At 70.9% G+C, this 15,471-nt stretch carries 16 protein-coding genes; 9 read left to right on the top strand and 7 right to left on the bottom strand.

What is annotated here, in order from left to right:
* Nucleotides 1-38 precede the first annotated feature (38 nt).
* The gene (locus I4J89_RS35715) at nucleotides 39-1,838 is read left to right on the top strand and encodes a glycerol-3-phosphate dehydrogenase/oxidase (protein WP_196418588.1); all 1,800 of its coding nucleotides are present in this window, start codon (nucleotides 39-41) and stop codon (nucleotides 1,836-1,838) included.
* Nucleotides 1,835-2,095: a DUF4031 domain-containing protein gene (locus I4J89_RS35720; protein WP_196418589.1), complete on the top strand. Its 261-nt coding sequence runs from the start codon at nucleotides 1,835-1,837 to the stop codon at nucleotides 2,093-2,095. Before I4J89_RS35715 ends, I4J89_RS35720 begins: the two co-directional genes overlap by 4 nt.
* Nucleotides 2,096-2,166: 71 nt before the next feature.
* Here the strand turns inward: I4J89_RS35720 and I4J89_RS35725 are convergent, their stop codons facing one another.
* Nucleotides 2,167-2,805, bottom strand: a complete 639-nt coding sequence (locus I4J89_RS35725) for an HD domain-containing protein (RefSeq protein ID WP_196418590.1) — start codon at nucleotides 2,803-2,805, stop codon at nucleotides 2,167-2,169.
* Between the two features lie 29 nt (nucleotides 2,806-2,834).
* Between I4J89_RS35725 and I4J89_RS35730 the strand changes: the two genes are divergently transcribed.
* Together I4J89_RS35730 and I4J89_RS35735 are read left to right on the top strand one after the other, a co-directional pair.
* Nucleotides 2,835-3,992, top strand: a complete 1,158-nt coding sequence (locus tag I4J89_RS35730) for an FUSC family protein (protein WP_196418591.1) — start codon at nucleotides 2,835-2,837, stop codon at nucleotides 3,990-3,992.
* A 57-nt stretch (nucleotides 3,993-4,049) separates the two neighbouring features.
* Complete coding sequence (locus tag I4J89_RS35735; protein WP_230860146.1) at nucleotides 4,050-5,813, top strand: PrsW family intramembrane metalloprotease; 1,764 nt, start codon at nucleotides 4,050-4,052, stop codon at nucleotides 5,811-5,813.
* Here the strand turns inward: I4J89_RS35735 and I4J89_RS35740 are convergent.
* Complete coding sequence (locus I4J89_RS35740; protein WP_196418723.1) at nucleotides 5,804-6,100, bottom strand: GroES family chaperonin; 297 nt, start codon at nucleotides 6,098-6,100, stop codon at nucleotides 5,804-5,806. The genes I4J89_RS35735 and I4J89_RS35740 overlap by 10 nt on opposite strands.
* A 148-nt stretch (nucleotides 6,101-6,248) precedes the next feature.
* Here I4J89_RS35740 and I4J89_RS35745 point away from each other — a divergent pair, with 148 nt between their 5' ends.
* Nucleotides 6,249-7,526, top strand: a complete 1,278-nt coding sequence (locus tag I4J89_RS35745; protein ID WP_196418592.1) for an AI-2E family transporter — start codon at nucleotides 6,249-6,251, stop codon at nucleotides 7,524-7,526.
* 45 nt (nucleotides 7,527-7,571) lie between these two features.
* On the opposite strand, the gene I4J89_RS35750 is transcribed toward I4J89_RS35745, so the two are convergent.
* The 5 genes from I4J89_RS35750 to I4J89_RS35765 form a co-directional block, all read right to left on the bottom strand.
* Nucleotides 7,572-7,907, bottom strand: coding sequence for a DUF1416 domain-containing protein (locus I4J89_RS35750; RefSeq protein WP_196418593.1), 336 nt, complete (start codon nucleotides 7,905-7,907; stop codon nucleotides 7,572-7,574).
* Between the two features lie 2 nt (nucleotides 7,908-7,909).
* Nucleotides 7,910-8,758, bottom strand: a complete 849-nt coding sequence (locus I4J89_RS35755; RefSeq protein ID WP_196418594.1) for a sulfurtransferase — start codon at nucleotides 8,756-8,758, stop codon at nucleotides 7,910-7,912.
* Between the two features lie 180 nt (nucleotides 8,759-8,938).
* On the bottom strand, nucleotides 8,939-9,013 hold the full coding sequence (locus I4J89_RS52070) for an Ms5788A family Cys-rich leader peptide (RefSeq protein ID WP_373688186.1): 75 nt from the start codon (nucleotides 9,011-9,013) through the stop codon (nucleotides 8,939-8,941).
* A 79-nt stretch (nucleotides 9,014-9,092) separates the two neighbouring features.
* Nucleotides 9,093-9,926: an LmeA family phospholipid-binding protein gene (locus I4J89_RS35760; RefSeq protein ID WP_196418595.1), complete on the bottom strand. Its 834-nt coding sequence runs from the start codon at nucleotides 9,924-9,926 to the stop codon at nucleotides 9,093-9,095.
* Between the two features lie 32 nt (nucleotides 9,927-9,958).
* Nucleotides 9,959-10,951: a hypothetical protein gene (locus I4J89_RS35765; RefSeq protein ID WP_196418725.1), complete on the bottom strand. Its 993-nt coding sequence runs from the start codon at nucleotides 10,949-10,951 to the stop codon at nucleotides 9,959-9,961.
* A gap of 304 nt (nucleotides 10,952-11,255) precedes the next feature.
* Between I4J89_RS35765 and I4J89_RS35770 the strand changes: the two genes are divergently transcribed.
* The 4 genes from I4J89_RS35770 to pstC all read left to right on the top strand — a co-directional run bounded on the left by I4J89_RS35770 (nucleotide 11,256) and on the right by pstC (nucleotide 15,466).
* Entirely contained in the window at nucleotides 11,256-11,972 is a 717-nt protein-coding gene (locus I4J89_RS35770) for a winged helix-turn-helix transcriptional regulator (protein ID WP_196418596.1), read from the top strand.
* A 14-nt stretch (nucleotides 11,973-11,986) separates the two neighbouring features.
* On the top strand, nucleotides 11,987-12,895 hold the full coding sequence (gene mshD, locus I4J89_RS35775) for a mycothiol synthase (RefSeq protein ID WP_196418597.1): 909 nt from the start codon (nucleotides 11,987-11,989) through the stop codon (nucleotides 12,893-12,895).
* 366 nt (nucleotides 12,896-13,261) lie between these two features.
* Complete coding sequence (pstS, locus tag I4J89_RS35780) at nucleotides 13,262-14,356, top strand: phosphate ABC transporter substrate-binding protein PstS (protein ID WP_196418598.1); 1,095 nt, start codon at nucleotides 13,262-13,264, stop codon at nucleotides 14,354-14,356.
* A 39-nt stretch (nucleotides 14,357-14,395) separates the two neighbouring features.
* Complete coding sequence (pstC, locus tag I4J89_RS35785; RefSeq protein WP_196418599.1) at nucleotides 14,396-15,466, top strand: phosphate ABC transporter permease subunit PstC; 1,071 nt, start codon at nucleotides 14,396-14,398, stop codon at nucleotides 15,464-15,466.
* Nucleotides 15,467-15,471 lie beyond the last annotated feature (5 nt).

Raw genomic sequence — 15,471 nt, forward strand, 5'->3', positions numbered from 1 at the left:
TCGCCGGGGTGAACGGTCGAAGCGCTAACGTGGGACGGGTGCGTGATCCCTCCGTCTCCCGCTACTCGGCCGGCCGTCTCTCTCCGATCCGGCGGACCGCCGATCTGCGGCGCCTCCGCGACGAACAGTTCGACGTGCTGGTCATCGGCGGTGGTGTCACCGGTGCCGGCGCGGCGGTCGATGCGGCCTCCCGCGGCCTGAAGGTCGCCCTGGTCGAGGCCCGTGACTTCGCCGCCGGCACCTCCAGCCGGTCCAGCAAGCTGATCCACGGCGGCCTGCGCTACCTGGAGCAGCTCGAGTTGCACCTGGTGCACGAGGCGCTCACCGAGCGTGGCCTGCTTGCCACCCGGCTCGCCCCGCACCTGGTCCGGCCGGTGCCGATCCTGGTGCCCCTGCCGGCCGCCGGCCTGCCGCAGCGGGCGTGGCAGCGGGGCTACTACGGGCTCGGCGTGGCGGCGTACGACGTCTTCGCCGGGATCTTCGGCTCCGGCCGGGGCATGCCGCTGCACCGGCACCTGACCCGGGACGGCGCCCGGCACCTCTTCCCGAGCCTGCGAGCCGACAAGATCAGCGGAGCGATCCGCTACTTCGACGGCCAGGTGGACGACGCCCGCCTGGTGGTCAACCTGGGGCGGACCGCGGCGAGCCTGGGCGCGGCCGTGGTCACCAGCGCGCGGGTCACCGGCTTCCTGCGGGAGGCGCGCGAGGTGGTCGGCGTCAAGGTCCGGGACCTGGAGGCGCCGGGTTCGGAGGAATTCGAGGTACGCGCCAAGACCGTGGTCGCCGCGACCGGCGTGTGGAGCGACGACATGTCGCAGATGCTCCGCGACGTCGGCGTCCGCCCCGGCCTGCGGGTCCGCGCCTCCAAGGGCGTGCACCTGGTGGTGCCGCGCTCGGCGATCACCGGCGAGGCCGGCCTGATCCTGCGGACCGCCACCTCGGTGCTCTTCGTCATCCCGTGGGGCGGCCATTGGATCATCGGCACCACGGACACCGACTGGGAGCTCGACCGCTCCCATCCGGCCGCCTCCGCGCGTGACATCCGCTACCTGCTCGACCAGGTCAACACCGTGCTGGACCGGCCGCTCACCACCGACGACATCGAGGGTGTCTACGCCGGGCTGCGGCCGCTGCTCTCCGGAGAGGCCGACTCGACCTCCGCGCTCTCTCGCGAGCACGCCGTGGTCGAGCCGATGCTGGGCCTGCTGCTGGTGGCGGGCGGGAAGTACACCACCTACCGGGTGATGGCCGCCGACGTCATCGACCGTGCGGCGCGCCGGCTGGGCGGTCCGGTGCGGCCGTCCCGTACCGACCAGCTTCCGCTGCTCGGCGCGGACGGCTTCGCCGCCGCGTGGCGCGACCGGCAGGACATGGCCCGGCGGCACGGCGTCACCACGGGCGTGGTCGAGCATCTGCTGGAGAGGTACGGGACGCTGACCGTACATCTGCTGGCGATGATGGCCGCCGACCCGGCTCTGGCCGCCCCGCTGGCCGGCGCCCCGGAGTACCTGGCCGCCGAGGTGGCGTACGCGGCGCTCGCCGAGGGCGCGCTGCACCTCGACGACGTGCTGACCCGGCGCACCCGGATCTCGATCGAGACCGCACACCGGGGCGCCGAGTCGGTCGCCCACGCGGCCGAGGTGATGGGTGCGGCCCTCGGCTGGGACGCCACCGTCCGGGAGAAGGAGATCGAGCACTACCTGGCACGGGTGACCGCCGAGCGGCAGTCGCAGACGATGCCGGACGACGCGACCGCCGACGCGGCGCGGCTCGGGGCGCCCGACGTGCGTGGTCTCGCCGCCGACCGCCACATCGAGCTGCTCCAGGTCGATCTTTGATCCTCGTCGACGAACCCCGCTGGCCAGGGCGCGGCTGCCTCTGGTCGCACCTGGCCAGCGACCTTTCGTACGACGAGTTGCACACCTTCGCGGAGATGCTCGGCGCACCGCGCCGGGCCTTCGACCGGGACCACTACGACATCCCGGAGTTCCGCTTCCACAGCGCGCTCTGGCTCGGTGCCACCCTGGTGCCGTCCCGGGAGATCACCGCCCGGCTCCGGGCATCCGGACTGCGCCGCCCGAAACACTGTGCCTGATTGCTTCGCCTTCGGCTCGCGGGCATTGCGCCCTTTGACGCCGTCGGCGTTCGCGTTGCGCTTCAAGCGTCTTAGGCGAGCGCTTCCAGCTCGGCCGTGAGGTTGGCGCGGGCCCGGGACTCCCACTCGTCGCGGATCTGTGTGTGCCGGTAGATGGACGGGAGCTCCAGCAGGGCGGTCAGCACCTGGGTACGGCCGGCCCGGAAGGCGTCGTCGGGGACGTGCGCGTACTCGCGGCGGATCGCGCTGGTGTAGCCGGCGTACCGCTCCTCGTCGCTGGCCAGGATGGCCAGGTCGGCGTCGCAGAGCAGCTCGCCGTCGAGGTCGTCCTCCCCGGTCGCGTGGCCGGCGGTCAGCCCGACCAGCCGGGCCACCTCGGCCGCCACCTCGGGCGGTACGCCCAGGGTCTGCAACAGCCCCTCGGCGAACTCGGCGCTGTCCCGCTCGTTGGTGTCGCCGAGCGCCCGCGGGTCGTAGACCGCGTCGTGCATCCAGGCGGCCAGGCGTACCCGGTCCGGGTTGGGCGCCAGACCGGCGAACCGGTCCACCACGTCGAGCACGGCCGCGAGGTGGCTGACGTCGTGGTAATGGCGTTGCGGCTCGGTCCAGCGGCCGACCAGATACTGCGCCGCGGCGTCGAGGTCCGCGTCGCTCGCGGTGGCGCCGGCGCCGCGCGCCGCCGCCCGGAAACGATCGGGCAAAGATGTCACCTCAGCATCCTGGCACGTAGGTTGAGGCCATGATCGGCGACAACCGGTTCACCGTCGCATTGACCCGGGCTCGGGCCGGACTGATGCTCGCGGTGCAGGCCGGGCTCGCCGCCGGACTGGCCTGGTATCTGGCGCACGATCTGTTCGGCCGCCCGGTGCCCTTCTTCGCGCCGATCGCCGCCGTGATCACTCTCGCCTCGTCGGTCGGCCAGCGGCTGCGGCGCACCGCCGAACTGGTGATCGGGGTCGCGGCCGGCATCGGGATCGGCGACCTGATCATCCTGCTGATCGGCGCCGGGCCGGTGCAGATCGGCCTGATCGTGCTGCTCGCCGTGCTGATGGCGACCGCGGTGGGTGGCGGAGCGTCGCTGATCGTGCAGTCCGCCTCGTCCGCGGTGCTGGTCGCGACCCTGACCACCACCACCGGGCAGCCGTGGACCCGGTTCTTCGACGCGCTGGTGGGCGGTGGGGTGGCCCTCGCCGTGATGACCCTGCTCCTGCCGATCAACCCGCTCACCGTGGTGCGGCGGGCCGCCGACCCGGCGTTGCGGGCGTTCACCGCCGGGCTGCACGAGGCGTCCCTCGGCCTGGCCGAGGGCGACCCGGACGTGATCCAGGCGGCGCTGACCCGGCTGCGCGAGGCGGAGGACACCTTCGCGGCGTTCACCGCCGCGATCGAGGCGGCGCGGGAGAACGTGGCCTTCGCGCCGGCCCGCTGGCGTGCCCGCGGTGCCCTCGCCCAGTACGTCGACGGCGCTCCCCAGATCACCTACGCGCTACGCAACGTCCGGGTGATGATCCGCCGGGCACAGACCGCGCTGAACGACCGGGAGCGGGTCCCGGAGGTGCTACCCGCCTCGGTGCGGCACCTCGGCGACGCCGTCGACCTGCTCCGGGAGGAGTGGGCACAGGGCGCCGACCCGGTCGCGGCGCGCGAGCGTGCCCTGCGTGCGGCCGCCGAGTCGGGACGCGCCTACGAGGACGGCGTCGGTTACTCGGGTGGCGTGGTGGTGGCGCAGATCCGGACCGCGGTCGCTGACCTGCTGCGGGCCACCGGCGTCGAGTACGCGGAGGCGACCCGGCAGGTCCGCGACGCGCTCGGCTGGCACGGGCGGCCGCACGGTGCCCGGAAGCGGTCCGGCCGGCCACGGTCCGGCCCGTCCGGGTCCGGATCAATGCCTTCTTGATCTCTCGCGGGCTCCTCGGGCGCGTCTGACCGGAATCCGGTGACTAGGCTGGCGGGCATGGCCGACGTCTCGCCGACCGGGTCGCCCGACCCGGCTGCCCACCCGCAGGCGGTCAACCCCGCCGCCGGGCCGCCGCCGCACGGCGTGGCCTCCGGCCCGCCCGCCTCCGGCCCGCCCGCCTCCGGCCCGCCCGCCTCCGGCCCGCCCGCCTCCGGCCCGCCCGCCTCCGGCCCGCCCGCCTCCGGCCCATCTCTTGCCGGCCCACCTCTGTCCGGTCCACCTGTCTCCGGGCCGTCTGGCTATGGGCCGCCGGTCTCCGGAGCCGGAGCGCCGCCGGCCACCCAGGTGTGGCCGGACACCGTGGCGCACGATCCGGTCCCGCCGTACCCGGTGGCGGACGAGGCGGCGGGTGCGCCGATCCCGGGGCGGCGGATCGGCTGGCGACGCTGGCTGCCGGTCACCGCCGTGATCACGCTGATCGCCGGCGCCGCCATCGGCATGCTCGTCTTCCTCGGCTTCCAGATCGGCGTCACCGGCCTGGCCATCGGCCTCACCGCGGCGATCCTCCCGGTGCCGCTGCTGGCGAGCGCCTTCGCCTGGCTCGACCGGTATGAACCGGAGCCGGTGAAGTACCTGGTCTTCTGCTTCGCCTGGGGTGCCGCGGTGGCGACCGCGGTGGCTCTGCTGGTCAACACCGGCGCGGCGTATCTCTTCGAGGAGTTGGGGCTGCCGGACGCGCTCGTCGCGGTCCTGATCGCGCCGTTCATCGAGGAGTCGATGAAGTTCATCGGCCCGCTGCTGCTCTTCTGGCGCCGCCGGGCGGAGTGGTCCGGCATCACCGACGGCATCGTCTACTGCGGCCTCTCCGCGCTCGGCTTCGCCATGGTGGAGAACGTGCTCTACCTCGGTGGCCACGGATACGCGTCCGGCGCCAACGAGTACGGCCCGGCGACCGGCCTGCAGAACGTCTTCCTGATCTTCATCGTCCGGATCCTCTTCACCGGCTTCGCGCACCCGCTCTTCACCTCGATGGCGGGCATCGGTCTGGGCATCGCGGCGCGTTCCGCGGACCGTACGGTGCGGTGGCTGGCCCCGATCGCCGGCCTGCTCGCCGCGATGATCCTGCACGGGCTCTTCAACCTGCTTCCGACGCTCACCCAGGCGACCGGCGAGATGCTGATCATGCTGTACGGCTATCTCGGCTTCATGTTGCCGTTCTTCTTCGCCGTGGTCGGTTTCGCCATCGCGCTGCGCAGCTGGGAGGGCCGGCTGGCCGAGCGGGTCCTGCACCACTACGTGCGGGCCGGCTGGTTCGCCCCGCCGGAGGTGGCCTCGCTGGCGAGCCTGGGCCGGCGGCACTCCGCCCGGCAGTGGGCCAAGCGGGTCGCCGGGCCGGCCGGGCACCGGGCGATGCGCAACTTCCAGTTCGCCTCGACGCGGCTGGCGCTGCTCCGCGACGGCGTGCAGCGCGGCCTCGAACGGCATCCGCGGGAGCTGGAGCGGGCCCGGGCCGAGGAGCAGGAGCTGCTGGCCGCGATCACCGGTTACCGGTCGGTCTTCGCCGGGCACGATCCACAGACCCCGTCGGCGTGGTGGGACGGGCAGAGCTACCGGATCACCTTCCCGGACGGGGTGGTGCGGACCGTGGCACCCCCGGCCGAGCCCGTCATGCCGGTTCCGATGCGTCTGGCCCCGCCCCCGGTGTACCCGGGATACGCGCATTACGGCGGCTACCCGATGAGCCCGCCGCCCTTTCCCCCGGTGCCGGGGCCGTCGGGCGGTTATCCGGACCACTCACCCTGGCAGCCACCTCAGAGGTAGAGGCCCGTTCCGTCCGGCTCGACCCGGGTGGCCGCGACCGCGTGCACGTCCCGCTCGCGCAGCAGGACGTACTCCTTGCCGTGCAGCTCCACCTCGGAGCGGTCGTCCGGGTCGAAGAGCACACGGTCGCCCACCACGATCGACCGGACGTTCGGGCCGACTCCGACCGCGGTGGCCCAGGACAGGCGCCGTCCCATCGACGCGGTGGCGGGAATCACGATGCCCGCGGTGGATCGGCGTTCCCCCTCGCTGCCGTCCTGACGGACGAGGACGCGATCATGCAGCATCCGGATCGGCAATCCGGTCTCGGTACGGGCTTCGGCGCTCACAAACGGAGACGGTACGCCGGTGGCCCGGGCCCCTGTACGCGTGGTCCGGGTGCCCGCGTGGAGAGCGATTCGGGCGTCCGGGCACTACGGTGATAACCGCGTAGCAATGGTCGAGGGGGTAGGGCGGTTGAACCGCTTCCAGCGGGTTCGGGACAACTTGAAGAAGGCTTACGACACCGGGCGTGAGTCGGTGCGGATCGCCCGTGTCGACGACCCGTCGCCCGAGGTCGAAGAGGAACACTTCGCCCCGCCGCCACCCGAGGCGGCGATCGTGCACCACTCGACGAACAGCCTGGACGACGCCGACGTACCGCAGCCGCTGCGGATCGCCGCGGCGTGGAGCTGGCGTCTGATCGTGGTCGGCGTGATCGGCTGGGCGCTGCTGCGGGTGATCGGCCTGGTCAGCGTGGTGATCATCCCGCTCGCCATCGCATTGCTGCTCTCCGCGTTGCTGGGCCCGGCCGTCGGCTGGCTGCTCCGGCTGCACGTGCCCCGCTCGTTCGCCACGTTCCTGGTGCTGATCGGCGGCCTGGCCGCGGTGGTGGGCACGTTGACGCTGGTGGTGAACCAGTTCATCGACGGGGTGCCGCAGCTGACCGAGAACGCCAGCGCCGGCGTCCGGCAGATCCAGGAGTGGGCCCGGACCGGGCCGTTGCATCTCTCCGACGACCAGGTGGATCAGGCAATCGACTCGGCCCAGGACTGGGTCAACTCCAACACCTCGCAGCTGACCTCGACCGGCATCGCCACCGCGGCCACTCTGGCCGAGGTGCTCACCGGTCTGGTGCTGGTGCTGTTCGCGACGTTCTTCTTCCTGCGCGACGGGCGCCAGATCTGGCGGTTCATCGTCCGGCTGTTCCCGGTGAACGCGCGCTGGTCGCTGGCCGACGCCGGCGACGCCTCCTGGGCGACGCTCGGCTCCTACGTCCGGGCCACCGTCCTGGTGGCGTTCATCGACGCGGTCGGCATCGGCCTGGCCCTGTTGATCCTGGACGTCCCGTTCCCGTTCCCGCTGGCCGCCCTGGTCTTCCTCGGCGCGTTCATCCCGATCGTGGGCGCCAGCATCTCCGGGGCGGTGGCCGTCCTGGTGGCCCTGGTGGATCAGGGCTGGGTGGTCGCGCTCATCACGCTCGGCGCGGTGATCCTGGTGCAGCAGCTCGAGGGGCACGTGCTCCAGCCGCTGATCATGGGCCGGGCGGTGGCTATCCACCCGCTCGCGGTGATCATCGGAATCGCCTGCGGCGTGGTCGTCGCCGGCATCATCGGTGCCCTGGTGGCGGTGCCGATCATCGCGGTGTTCAACACCGGCATCCGGCGGCTGTCCCGGCGGCGTCCGGAGATCCCGCCCGACGCGGTGGTGGTCACGGCCGGCGGAAAGGGCTGAGGGCGGGACCCGTACGGGTCCCGCCCCCTCACAGAGCGTGGACGATCAGGCGGTGGCCACGTTCAGCGCGACCTCGTTAACCCCTCGGGTGGCGTCCACCGCGAGCTCACCGTTGCCGAACCGGCTGAGCGCCCGCACGGTCCAGGAGCCGGGCGCCGCGAAGAAGCGGAAGACACCCTCCGGGGAGGCGACGACCTCGGCGGTGAACTCGCCGGAGGAGTCCAGCAGACGGACGTACGCACCGCCTGCGGCCTCACCCTCGGCAGTACGCACGATGCCGGTGATGACGGTCTCCTTCTCCAGGTCCACGCTACTGGGGAGGGGCGCGGACTGGTCCGGAGCGGCGCAACCGGCGGCGACGTTGGTGGCGGGAGAAGTCATGATCACGCCTTTCCGGGTTCGTCGCCGAGCGCGATCGGCACGCCGATCAGCGAGCCGTACTCGGTCCACGAACCGTCGTAGTTCTTCACGTTCTCCTGACCGAGCAGCTCCTTGAGCACGAACCAGGTGTGCGAGGAGCGCTCGCCGATCCGGCAGTACGCGATGGTGTCCTTGCTGCCGTCCAGCCCGGCCTCGCCGTAGATCTTGGCGAGCTCGTCGTCCGACTTGAAGGTGCCGTCCTCGTTGGCCGCCTTGCTCCACGGCACGCTGATCGCGGTCGGGATGTGGCCGGCCCGCTGCGACTGCTCCTGCGGCAGGTGAGCGGGCGCGAGCAGGCGACCGGCGAACTCGTCGGGGCTGCGCACGTCGACCAGGTTCTTCACGCCGATGGCCTCGACGACCTCATCGCGGAAGGCGCGGATCGACTTGTCCTGCGGCTGGGCCACGTAGCTGGTCTTCGCGCGGACCGGCACGTCCTTGGTGTAGACGCGGGCGTCCAGCTCCCACTTCTTGCGGCCGCCGTCGAGCAGCTTCACGTCGCCGTGGCCGTACAGCTTGAAGTACCAGTACGCGTACGCGGCGAACCAGTTGTTGTTGCCGCCGTAGAGGACCACGGTGTCGTCGTTGGAGATGCCGCGCTCGGAGAGCAGAGCGGCGAACTGCTCCTGGTTGACGAAGTCCCGGCGGACCGGGTCCTGCAGGTCCTTCTTCCAGTCAATCTTGATGGCGCCCGGGATGTGGCCGCCGTCGTAGGCAGTGGTGTCCTCGTCGACCTCGACGAAGACGACGCCCGGCGTCTCCAGGTTGTTCTCGGCCCAGTCGGCCGACACGAGTGCGGTGTCGCGACTCATCGGTTCACTCCCTTGATGGTGGGTGAGGGGTGAGTCAGCGCGCGGAGAAGTGGTCGCACTCCGCGCGGACCCATGGATAGGTGGGATCACGGGCTGGTTGTGCGACGGCGCCACTGCCGGACAGGGAATTTGCCCTGGGCTTAGAGAGAGATGGTGCTCAGCACCAAGTGGCCCCGTCTGTCAGACAGGGCGACACAGGCACGCGGCCACGCGGCACAGGTCGACCGCGCGCCTCTTCGTGAGCAACAGGCTCATGGGAAGCGACACTACCAGCGTGCCCAGAGCGCGGAACAGCACCGACCACCATCCGGGAACGGGTGACTCCGGTGTGTCGTCAGACACCAGCCGCCGACAGGTTGACGTTCTGCGCCCCGGCGGTCACCCGCAGACCCTCGGGCAACGCCTGAACCTCACGCAGCGTGAGGTTCATCGGCAGCTCGGGTACGGCGAAGTCGAAGGCGAGGCTCTCGGCGAACCGGGCCACCAGATTCTGGATGAGCGGGGAGTCCGGCAGGTCCGGCGCGGTCACGTCGGAGAACCGGACCCGGACCACCTCGCCGTCGACGGTCAGCTCGGCCGTACCGGCGACCTCGATCGGCTTCTGGCCCGGAATCGTCAGCGGCGCCGAGCCGACCAGCTTGCCGTCCTTCTCGGCCAGCTTCACCCCGTCCGGGCCGACCAGCTCGGCCAGCTGGGCATAGTCGACGGTGCCGACTCCGGTGACCGTGCCGGCCACCACGTCACCCTGGCCACTGCGCAGCGTGTCCAGCGGCGCGTTGACGTCCTGAGCGCGGATGTCCAGCAGCGGCATCCGGACGGTCTCGCCGGTGCCGGTCGGTGCGGCGAAGTCCGGCAGCCCGATCCGGATCTCCTGGTACTCGCCGGCGAGGACCTGGGTCAGGAACGGCACACCGGCGATGGTGACCTCGGGCTCGCCGCTGGTGGACTTCTGGTTCGCCACCTCTTCGGAGACGCGCTGGGCCAGGACCCGCTCGGCGTACGAGGCGCCGAAGCGGTCGAGGGCGAACAGGCCCGCGAGCAGGAGCACGAGCAGCACCAGGACGACGGTCAGCAGCGCACGACCCCGGCGGCGTCGTGGACGTTCCGTTTCGTACACCTCGGCCACTGGACCTCCCCGGTCTACCCACCTGGTCTGGGGAACGTACATGCCCCCGCTGTGGGTTCACCGAAACGGCGGGGTCAGGTCAGATACCAGTGCGTCAGCGCGTACGCCGCGGCCGCCGTCAGCGCGAACCCGCCGAGCGGCCCCTGCATGTGCCGGGCCAGCCAGAACGTCGGCGCCTCGCCGGCCAGCCGGCGGCCCGCCTCGCCGAAGTTGACCGCCAGATCCACGAGGTTGGCCGCCACGGCGGCGACCAGGCCGAGCACCGCGCCCTTGGCCGGGGTGAACGGCAACACCAGGTAGCTGCCGAGCATGGCGGCGGCGAGCGTGCCGAGCATGGCACCGAGCACGATGCCGGTCGCGCCGCGCGGGACCTGTGCGGCGATCCGCGGCTTCGGGAACACCGCGTCGGTCAGACGGGCGACCATCAGCGCGACCCCGGCCCCGGTGCAGCAGACCAGGATGGTCTGCGCGCCGAGCGGCTGCCGGGTGAGCACCAGCAGGATCGCGTACGCCACCGCGCCGAGCACGATGAGCAGGGTGCTGCGCCACGAGTCCTTGGCCCGCTGCCGGTCACCGGCCCGGATCACCTGGCCGATCATGGCGACCACGAAACCGCCGAGGGCGACGAAGAGCAGCGGGAGGAATCGCGCGGACGTGCCGCTGACCGCCAGGTAGTCGGCGATCAGGGCGGTGACCGCGACGACGCCAGCGGTGGCGGCCGCGGCCGGCGGGTGCAGTGCCATGGTCCAGGCCAGCAGGCCGAGCAGCTGCACTCCGAAGAGCACGATCGCGTACGAGAGGCGCCCGTTCGGCCCGGTGGTCTGAGCGCCGATGGTCAGGGCGATGGCGAGCAGCGCGGCGAACCCGGCGATGGCGACCGAGAGTTTCGGCCGGACCGGGACGACCTCGATCTCCTCGAACTCCTCCCCGTCCTCGCTGTCGTCGGAGGGGGACTGGTCGTCCTCCCCGTCCGGGACGGCGCCGTAGAAACCGGCCTTGGGCCGGCCCGGGTTCATCCGGGCGACCTGCTGGGAGGCTTCGGCATCCCAGGGATCGTCCTGCGGCATGGAGGGGAACACGCCTGCGATCGTGCCAGACGGGTGACCGTCGTCCCAATCGCTGCGCCGGACCACGTCCGCTGCGTCACCGGCCTCCGATGAACGGGCGGTTACAAATCAGCCGTTCAGCCACCCTGAGTGCGTTCGCTACATCACTTGGGTGTGCGAGCGGGGCGTCAGGACGTATGCATCGGTTAAGGTGAGCGCAACCCACCCGTCGGTGACGCCGGGCCCCAGTTCTCCGGTGGCGGAGCGTTGAGCTGCGCAAACCGGGTCACCCGAGCGGCCTCGCGCCGCGAGGACGGAGGTGAGTGTGGAGATCCTGCTGTTGGTGACGGCACGTGCCGGCGAACCATCCGCCGTGCTGCCCGCCCTGGACCTTCTGCCCCACTCAGTACGAACCGCCCCCCGTGACGTGCGCACCCTGGTGTCCGGGCCCAGCCCGGACGCGGTTCTGGTGGACGCCCGTTCCGAGCTCTCCGAGGCGCGTGCCACGTGCCGCATGCTGCACGCCACCGGCATCGGTGTCCCGCTGATCGCGGTCGTCACCGAGGCCGGCCTGATCGCGCTCAACGCCGACTGGGGTGTCGACGACGTCATCCTGGCCAGCGCGGGACCGGCCGAGGTGGAGGCCCGCCTGCGGCTCTGCGTCGGTCGCCTCAACAACGCGACGGCCGGTGCCGGCGGCTCGATCCGGGCCGGTGAGCTCAACATCGACCCGGACACGTACGCGGCGAAGCTCAAGGGTCGCCCGCTCGACCTCACCTACAAGGAGTTCGAGCTGCTCAAGTTCCTCGCCCAGCACCCGGGCCGGGTCTTCACCCGGGACCAGCTGCTCCGCGAGGTCTGGGGCTACGACTACTTCGGTGGCACCCGGACCGTCGACGTGCACGTCCGGCGCCTGCGTGCCAAGCTCGGCTCGGAGTACGAGTCGATGATCGGCACCGTGCGTCAGGTGGGCTACAAGTTCGTGGTCCCGCCGTCCGGCCGCCAGCTGCCGGACAACGACCCCGTGTCGCTCCCGGTCTGACCTAAGATCCCCACATGACGATGCGACAGCCGGTCCGTGCCGCGGACCGGCTGTCCGCGTCTGAGGTGGACGACGTGCTCGCCCTGGCCGCGGCCGCCGCCGAGGTGGACGGCGTCTATCCGCTCTCCGAGGACGTCGTGTTGCGGGTTCGCGCCGGTGTCCCCTCCCCGGGTCGCCACCTGCTGTCCTATGCGGGCGATCGCCTGGCCGGCTATGCCTTCCTGGCCGCCGCCGATCCGGACGACGCCGAGGGCCCGGCCGGCGAGCTCGCGGTGCACCCGCACTTCCGGCGTCAGGGACACGGCACGGCGCTGCTCGCCGCGGCCGGTACGGGGCCGATGCGTTTCTGGGCGCACGGTGACGATCCCGGTGCCGCCGTCTTCGCGGAGCGCAATGGATTCGCCCGGGCCCGGGTGCTCTGGCAGATGCGCCGCTCGTTGCTCAAGCCGCTGCCGGACGTGCCGCTGCCGGACGGCGTCACGGTCCGCGTCTTCAACCCCGACTCCGACGAGCAGCGCTGGCTCGACGTCAACGCCCGCGCCTTCGCGCACCACCCCGAGCAGGGCCGCTGGACCCTCGACGATCTGCGTACGCGTGAGGCCGAGCCGTGGTTCGACCCCGCCGGCTTCCTGCTCGCCGTCGACGTCGCGGACACCCTGCTCGGCTTCCACTGGACCAAGGTGCACCCGGCCGCTGGTGACGATCCGGCGATCGGGGAGATCTACGTGCTCGGGGTCGATCCGGCCGGGCACCGGCATGGTCTGGGTGCCGCTTTGAGCGTGGCCGGTCTCCGCCACCTCGCGGACGCCGGTCTCACGGTGTCCAACCTCTACGTCGACGAGTCGAACGCGGGCGCGGTGGCGCTCTACCGCCGCCTCGGTTTCGAGATCTACAAGACGGACGTCAGCTACCAGCGTTCCTGAGTCGTGCCCGGGCCCGGCGGTCGCGCTGGGGCCTCAGCCCCGTGCGCGGCCGCGCGGTAGCCCGGGGGAGGTGTGGATCGGGCGGGACGGTCGCCTCGCGTACCGATGAAAAGCCTGGAAAGAGTAACGCTGCGGACAAGCGCATGTCTCGCTGAGGTCTCAGCTGACCGGATATATCAGGCATATCGGGTAGCAAGCGCGCGGTTCACTTAACGGACAACTGCCACTCGGCGGATGGCTACCTGCTGGGGTCGACGTGTTCACCCCCAGTTCATTTGCGACCGGGGATCCGGTCACTTCGCGCTCCTAGTTTTCCGGGTGTGAGCCGGTGAGAGGCCGGCGGCAAGTGAACCTGAAGGGACAACCGTGAAGCTCCAGCGGTCCGGTTTCGTGGCCGGCATTGCTTTGACTGCGACGATCGCGCTCACCGCGTGCGGCTCGGACAACGAGTCGGGGGGGTCGGGAAGCGGTGCGTCCGCCGCTCCGGGTAGCTGCGTCAGCGGCGCCCTGACGGCACAGGGCTCCACCGCTCAGAAGAACGCCATGGACGAGTGGATCAAGGCCTACCAGGGTCAGTGCGCCGACGCCAAGGTTGACTACCAGGGCACCGGCTCGGGGGCGGGTATCGAGGCGTTCATCGCCGGCACGGCTGACTTCGCCGGCTCGGACTCCGCTCTCAAGGAGGAAGAGGTCGCGCAGGCCGACGCCAAGTGCCCCGGTGGCAAGGCGCTCAACCTGCCGATGGTGATCGGCCCGGTCGCCGTCGTCTACAACGTGCAGGGCGTCGACGGTCTCCAGCTGTCGCCCGCCACGCTGGCGAAGATCTTCGCCGGTGGGATCACCAAGTGGAACGACGCCGCCATCGCGGCCGAAAACACCGGCGCCAAGCTGCCGGACGCCACCATCGAGACGGTGCACCGTTCGGACGAGTCCGGCACCACCGACAACTTCACCAAGTACCTCAGCAAGACCGCCGAGGCCGAGTGGACCTACGGCAACGCCAAGGCGTGGAAGGCACCGGGCGGTACCGGTGCGGCCAAGTCGGACGGTGTGGCCACCAAGGTCAAGAGCACCCCGAACACCATCTCCTACGTCGAGCTCTCGTTCGCCGAGAACAGCGACCTGCAGATGGCGAAGATCAAGAACGGCGCCGGCGAGTACGTCGAGCTGACCGGTGCGAGCGCCGGCAAGACCTTCGAGAACGCCACGGTCAAGGGCACCGACGGTGACCTGGCCCTCGAGCTGGACTACAACACCAAGACCGCGGGTGCGTACCCGATCGTGCTGGTGACCTACGAGATCGCCTGCAGCAAGGGCAGCGCCAAGGCCAAGGAGATCCAGTCCTTCCTGAAGTACACCTCGAGCACGGCCGGCCAGACGGCTCTCGCTGAGCTGGGTTACGCCCCGCTGCCCGAGACGCTGCGCGCCAAGGTCGAGGCCTCGGTCGCCTCGATCGCCTGACCCTTCGTCAATCCCTCCGAGACGACAGCGAGCGCGTAGATGGGTGAATACCCCTCCCGCTCGGTGAACGCCACCGCCGGCGACTCGGGCGTGACCAGTGGTTACGCCCGGGGCGCCGGCTCCGGTGTCTCACCGAGCAGTTACCAAGAGCCCCCGCTGGGTGGCGGCAGCGCCCTGCCCAAGAAGACCCGATTCTCGGTCGAGACCGGTTTCCGTGGCCTGTCCACGGCCGCGGGTGCGATGGTGCTGGTCATCATCATCGCCATCGCGGTCTTCCTGGTGTCCAAGGCGGTGCCGGCCCTCCAGGCCAACACGGCGAACTTCCTGACCGAGAAGACCTGGTTCCCGAACGACGCCGAGCCGGTGTTCGGTATCGCTGCCCTGGCCTTCGGGACCGTGCTCAGCTCGATCATCGCGCTGATCGTGGCGGTGCCGATCGCGCTGGCCATCGCGCTCTTCCTGTCGCACTACGCGCCCCGGCGGCTGGCCACGCCGCTGGGCTTCGTGATCGACCTGCTGGCCGCCGTGCCCAGCGTGGTCTTCGGCCTCTGGGGACGCGACGTCCTCCAGGTGCCGGTACGCAACTTCTCGGTCTGGCTCAACGAGTACTTCGGCTGGCTGCCGATCTTCGGTGGCGAGGGCCCGTTCGGGCAGTCGATCATGCTCGGTGGCCTGGTACTGGCGATCATGGTGCTGCCGATCGTCACCTCACTCTCCCGCGAGGTCTTCCAGCAGACCCCGGGCATGAACGAGGAGGCGGCGCTCGCCCTCGGTGCCACCCGCTGGGAGATGATCCGGACCGCGGTCCTGCCGTACGGCAAGCCCGGCGTGATCGCCGCGGTGATGCTGGGCCTGGGCCGGGCGCTCGGCGAGACCATCGCGCTGGCGCTGACCCTCGGTATCACCTTCAACATCTCGTTCAACCTGATCGAGAACGGCGGTAACTCCATCGCCGCCAACATCGCGAACACCTTCGGCGAGGCCAACGCCACCGGTCGGGGTGCTCTGATCGCCTCCGGTCTGGTGCTCTTCGCGATCACACTGGTGGTCAACATGACGGCGCGGGCGATCATTTACCGCCGTCGCGAGTTCCGGGACAGTGCCGCATGAGCCTT

The sequence above is a fragment of the Actinoplanes aureus genome (assembly GCF_015704865.1).
Taxonomy (GTDB): Bacteria; Actinomycetota; Actinomycetes; order Mycobacteriales; family Micromonosporaceae; genus Actinoplanes; species Actinoplanes aureus.

What these genes read in the sequence shown, in the direction of transcription:
- I4J89_RS35730 (WP_196418591.1), top strand. Translation starts at nt 2,835, where the DNA reads ATGATCGGCGACAACCGGTTCACCGTCGCATTGACCCGGGCTCGGGCC.
- I4J89_RS35760 (WP_196418595.1), bottom strand. Translation starts at nt 9,926, where the DNA reads ATGTACGTTCCCCAGACCAGGTGGGTAGACCGGGGAGGTCCAGTGGCC.
- mshD (WP_196418597.1), top strand. Translation starts at nt 11,987, where the DNA reads ATGACGATGCGACAGCCGGTCCGTGCCGCGGACCGGCTGTCCGCGTCT.
- I4J89_RS35750 (WP_196418593.1), bottom strand. Translation starts at nt 7,907, where the DNA reads ATGACTTCTCCCGCCACCAACGTCGCCGCCGGTTGCGCCGCTCCGGAC.
- I4J89_RS35735 (WP_230860146.1), top strand. Translation starts at nt 4,050, where the DNA reads ATGGCCGACGTCTCGCCGACCGGGTCGCCCGACCCGGCTGCCCACCCG.
- I4J89_RS35755 (WP_196418594.1), bottom strand. Translation starts at nt 8,758, where the DNA reads ATGAGTCGCGACACCGCACTCGTGTCGGCCGACTGGGCCGAGAACAAC.
- pstC (WP_196418599.1), top strand. Translation starts at nt 14,396, where the DNA reads ATGGGTGAATACCCCTCCCGCTCGGTGAACGCCACCGCCGGCGACTCG.
- I4J89_RS35745 (WP_196418592.1), top strand. Translation starts at nt 6,249, where the DNA reads ATGGTCGAGGGGGTAGGGCGGTTGAACCGCTTCCAGCGGGTTCGGGAC.
- I4J89_RS35765 (WP_196418725.1), bottom strand. Translation starts at nt 10,951, where the DNA reads ATGCCGCAGGACGATCCCTGGGATGCCGAAGCCTCCCAGCAGGTCGCC.
- I4J89_RS35740 (WP_196418723.1), bottom strand. Translation starts at nt 6,100, where the DNA reads ATGCTGCATGATCGCGTCCTCGTCCGTCAGGACGGCAGCGAGGGGGAA.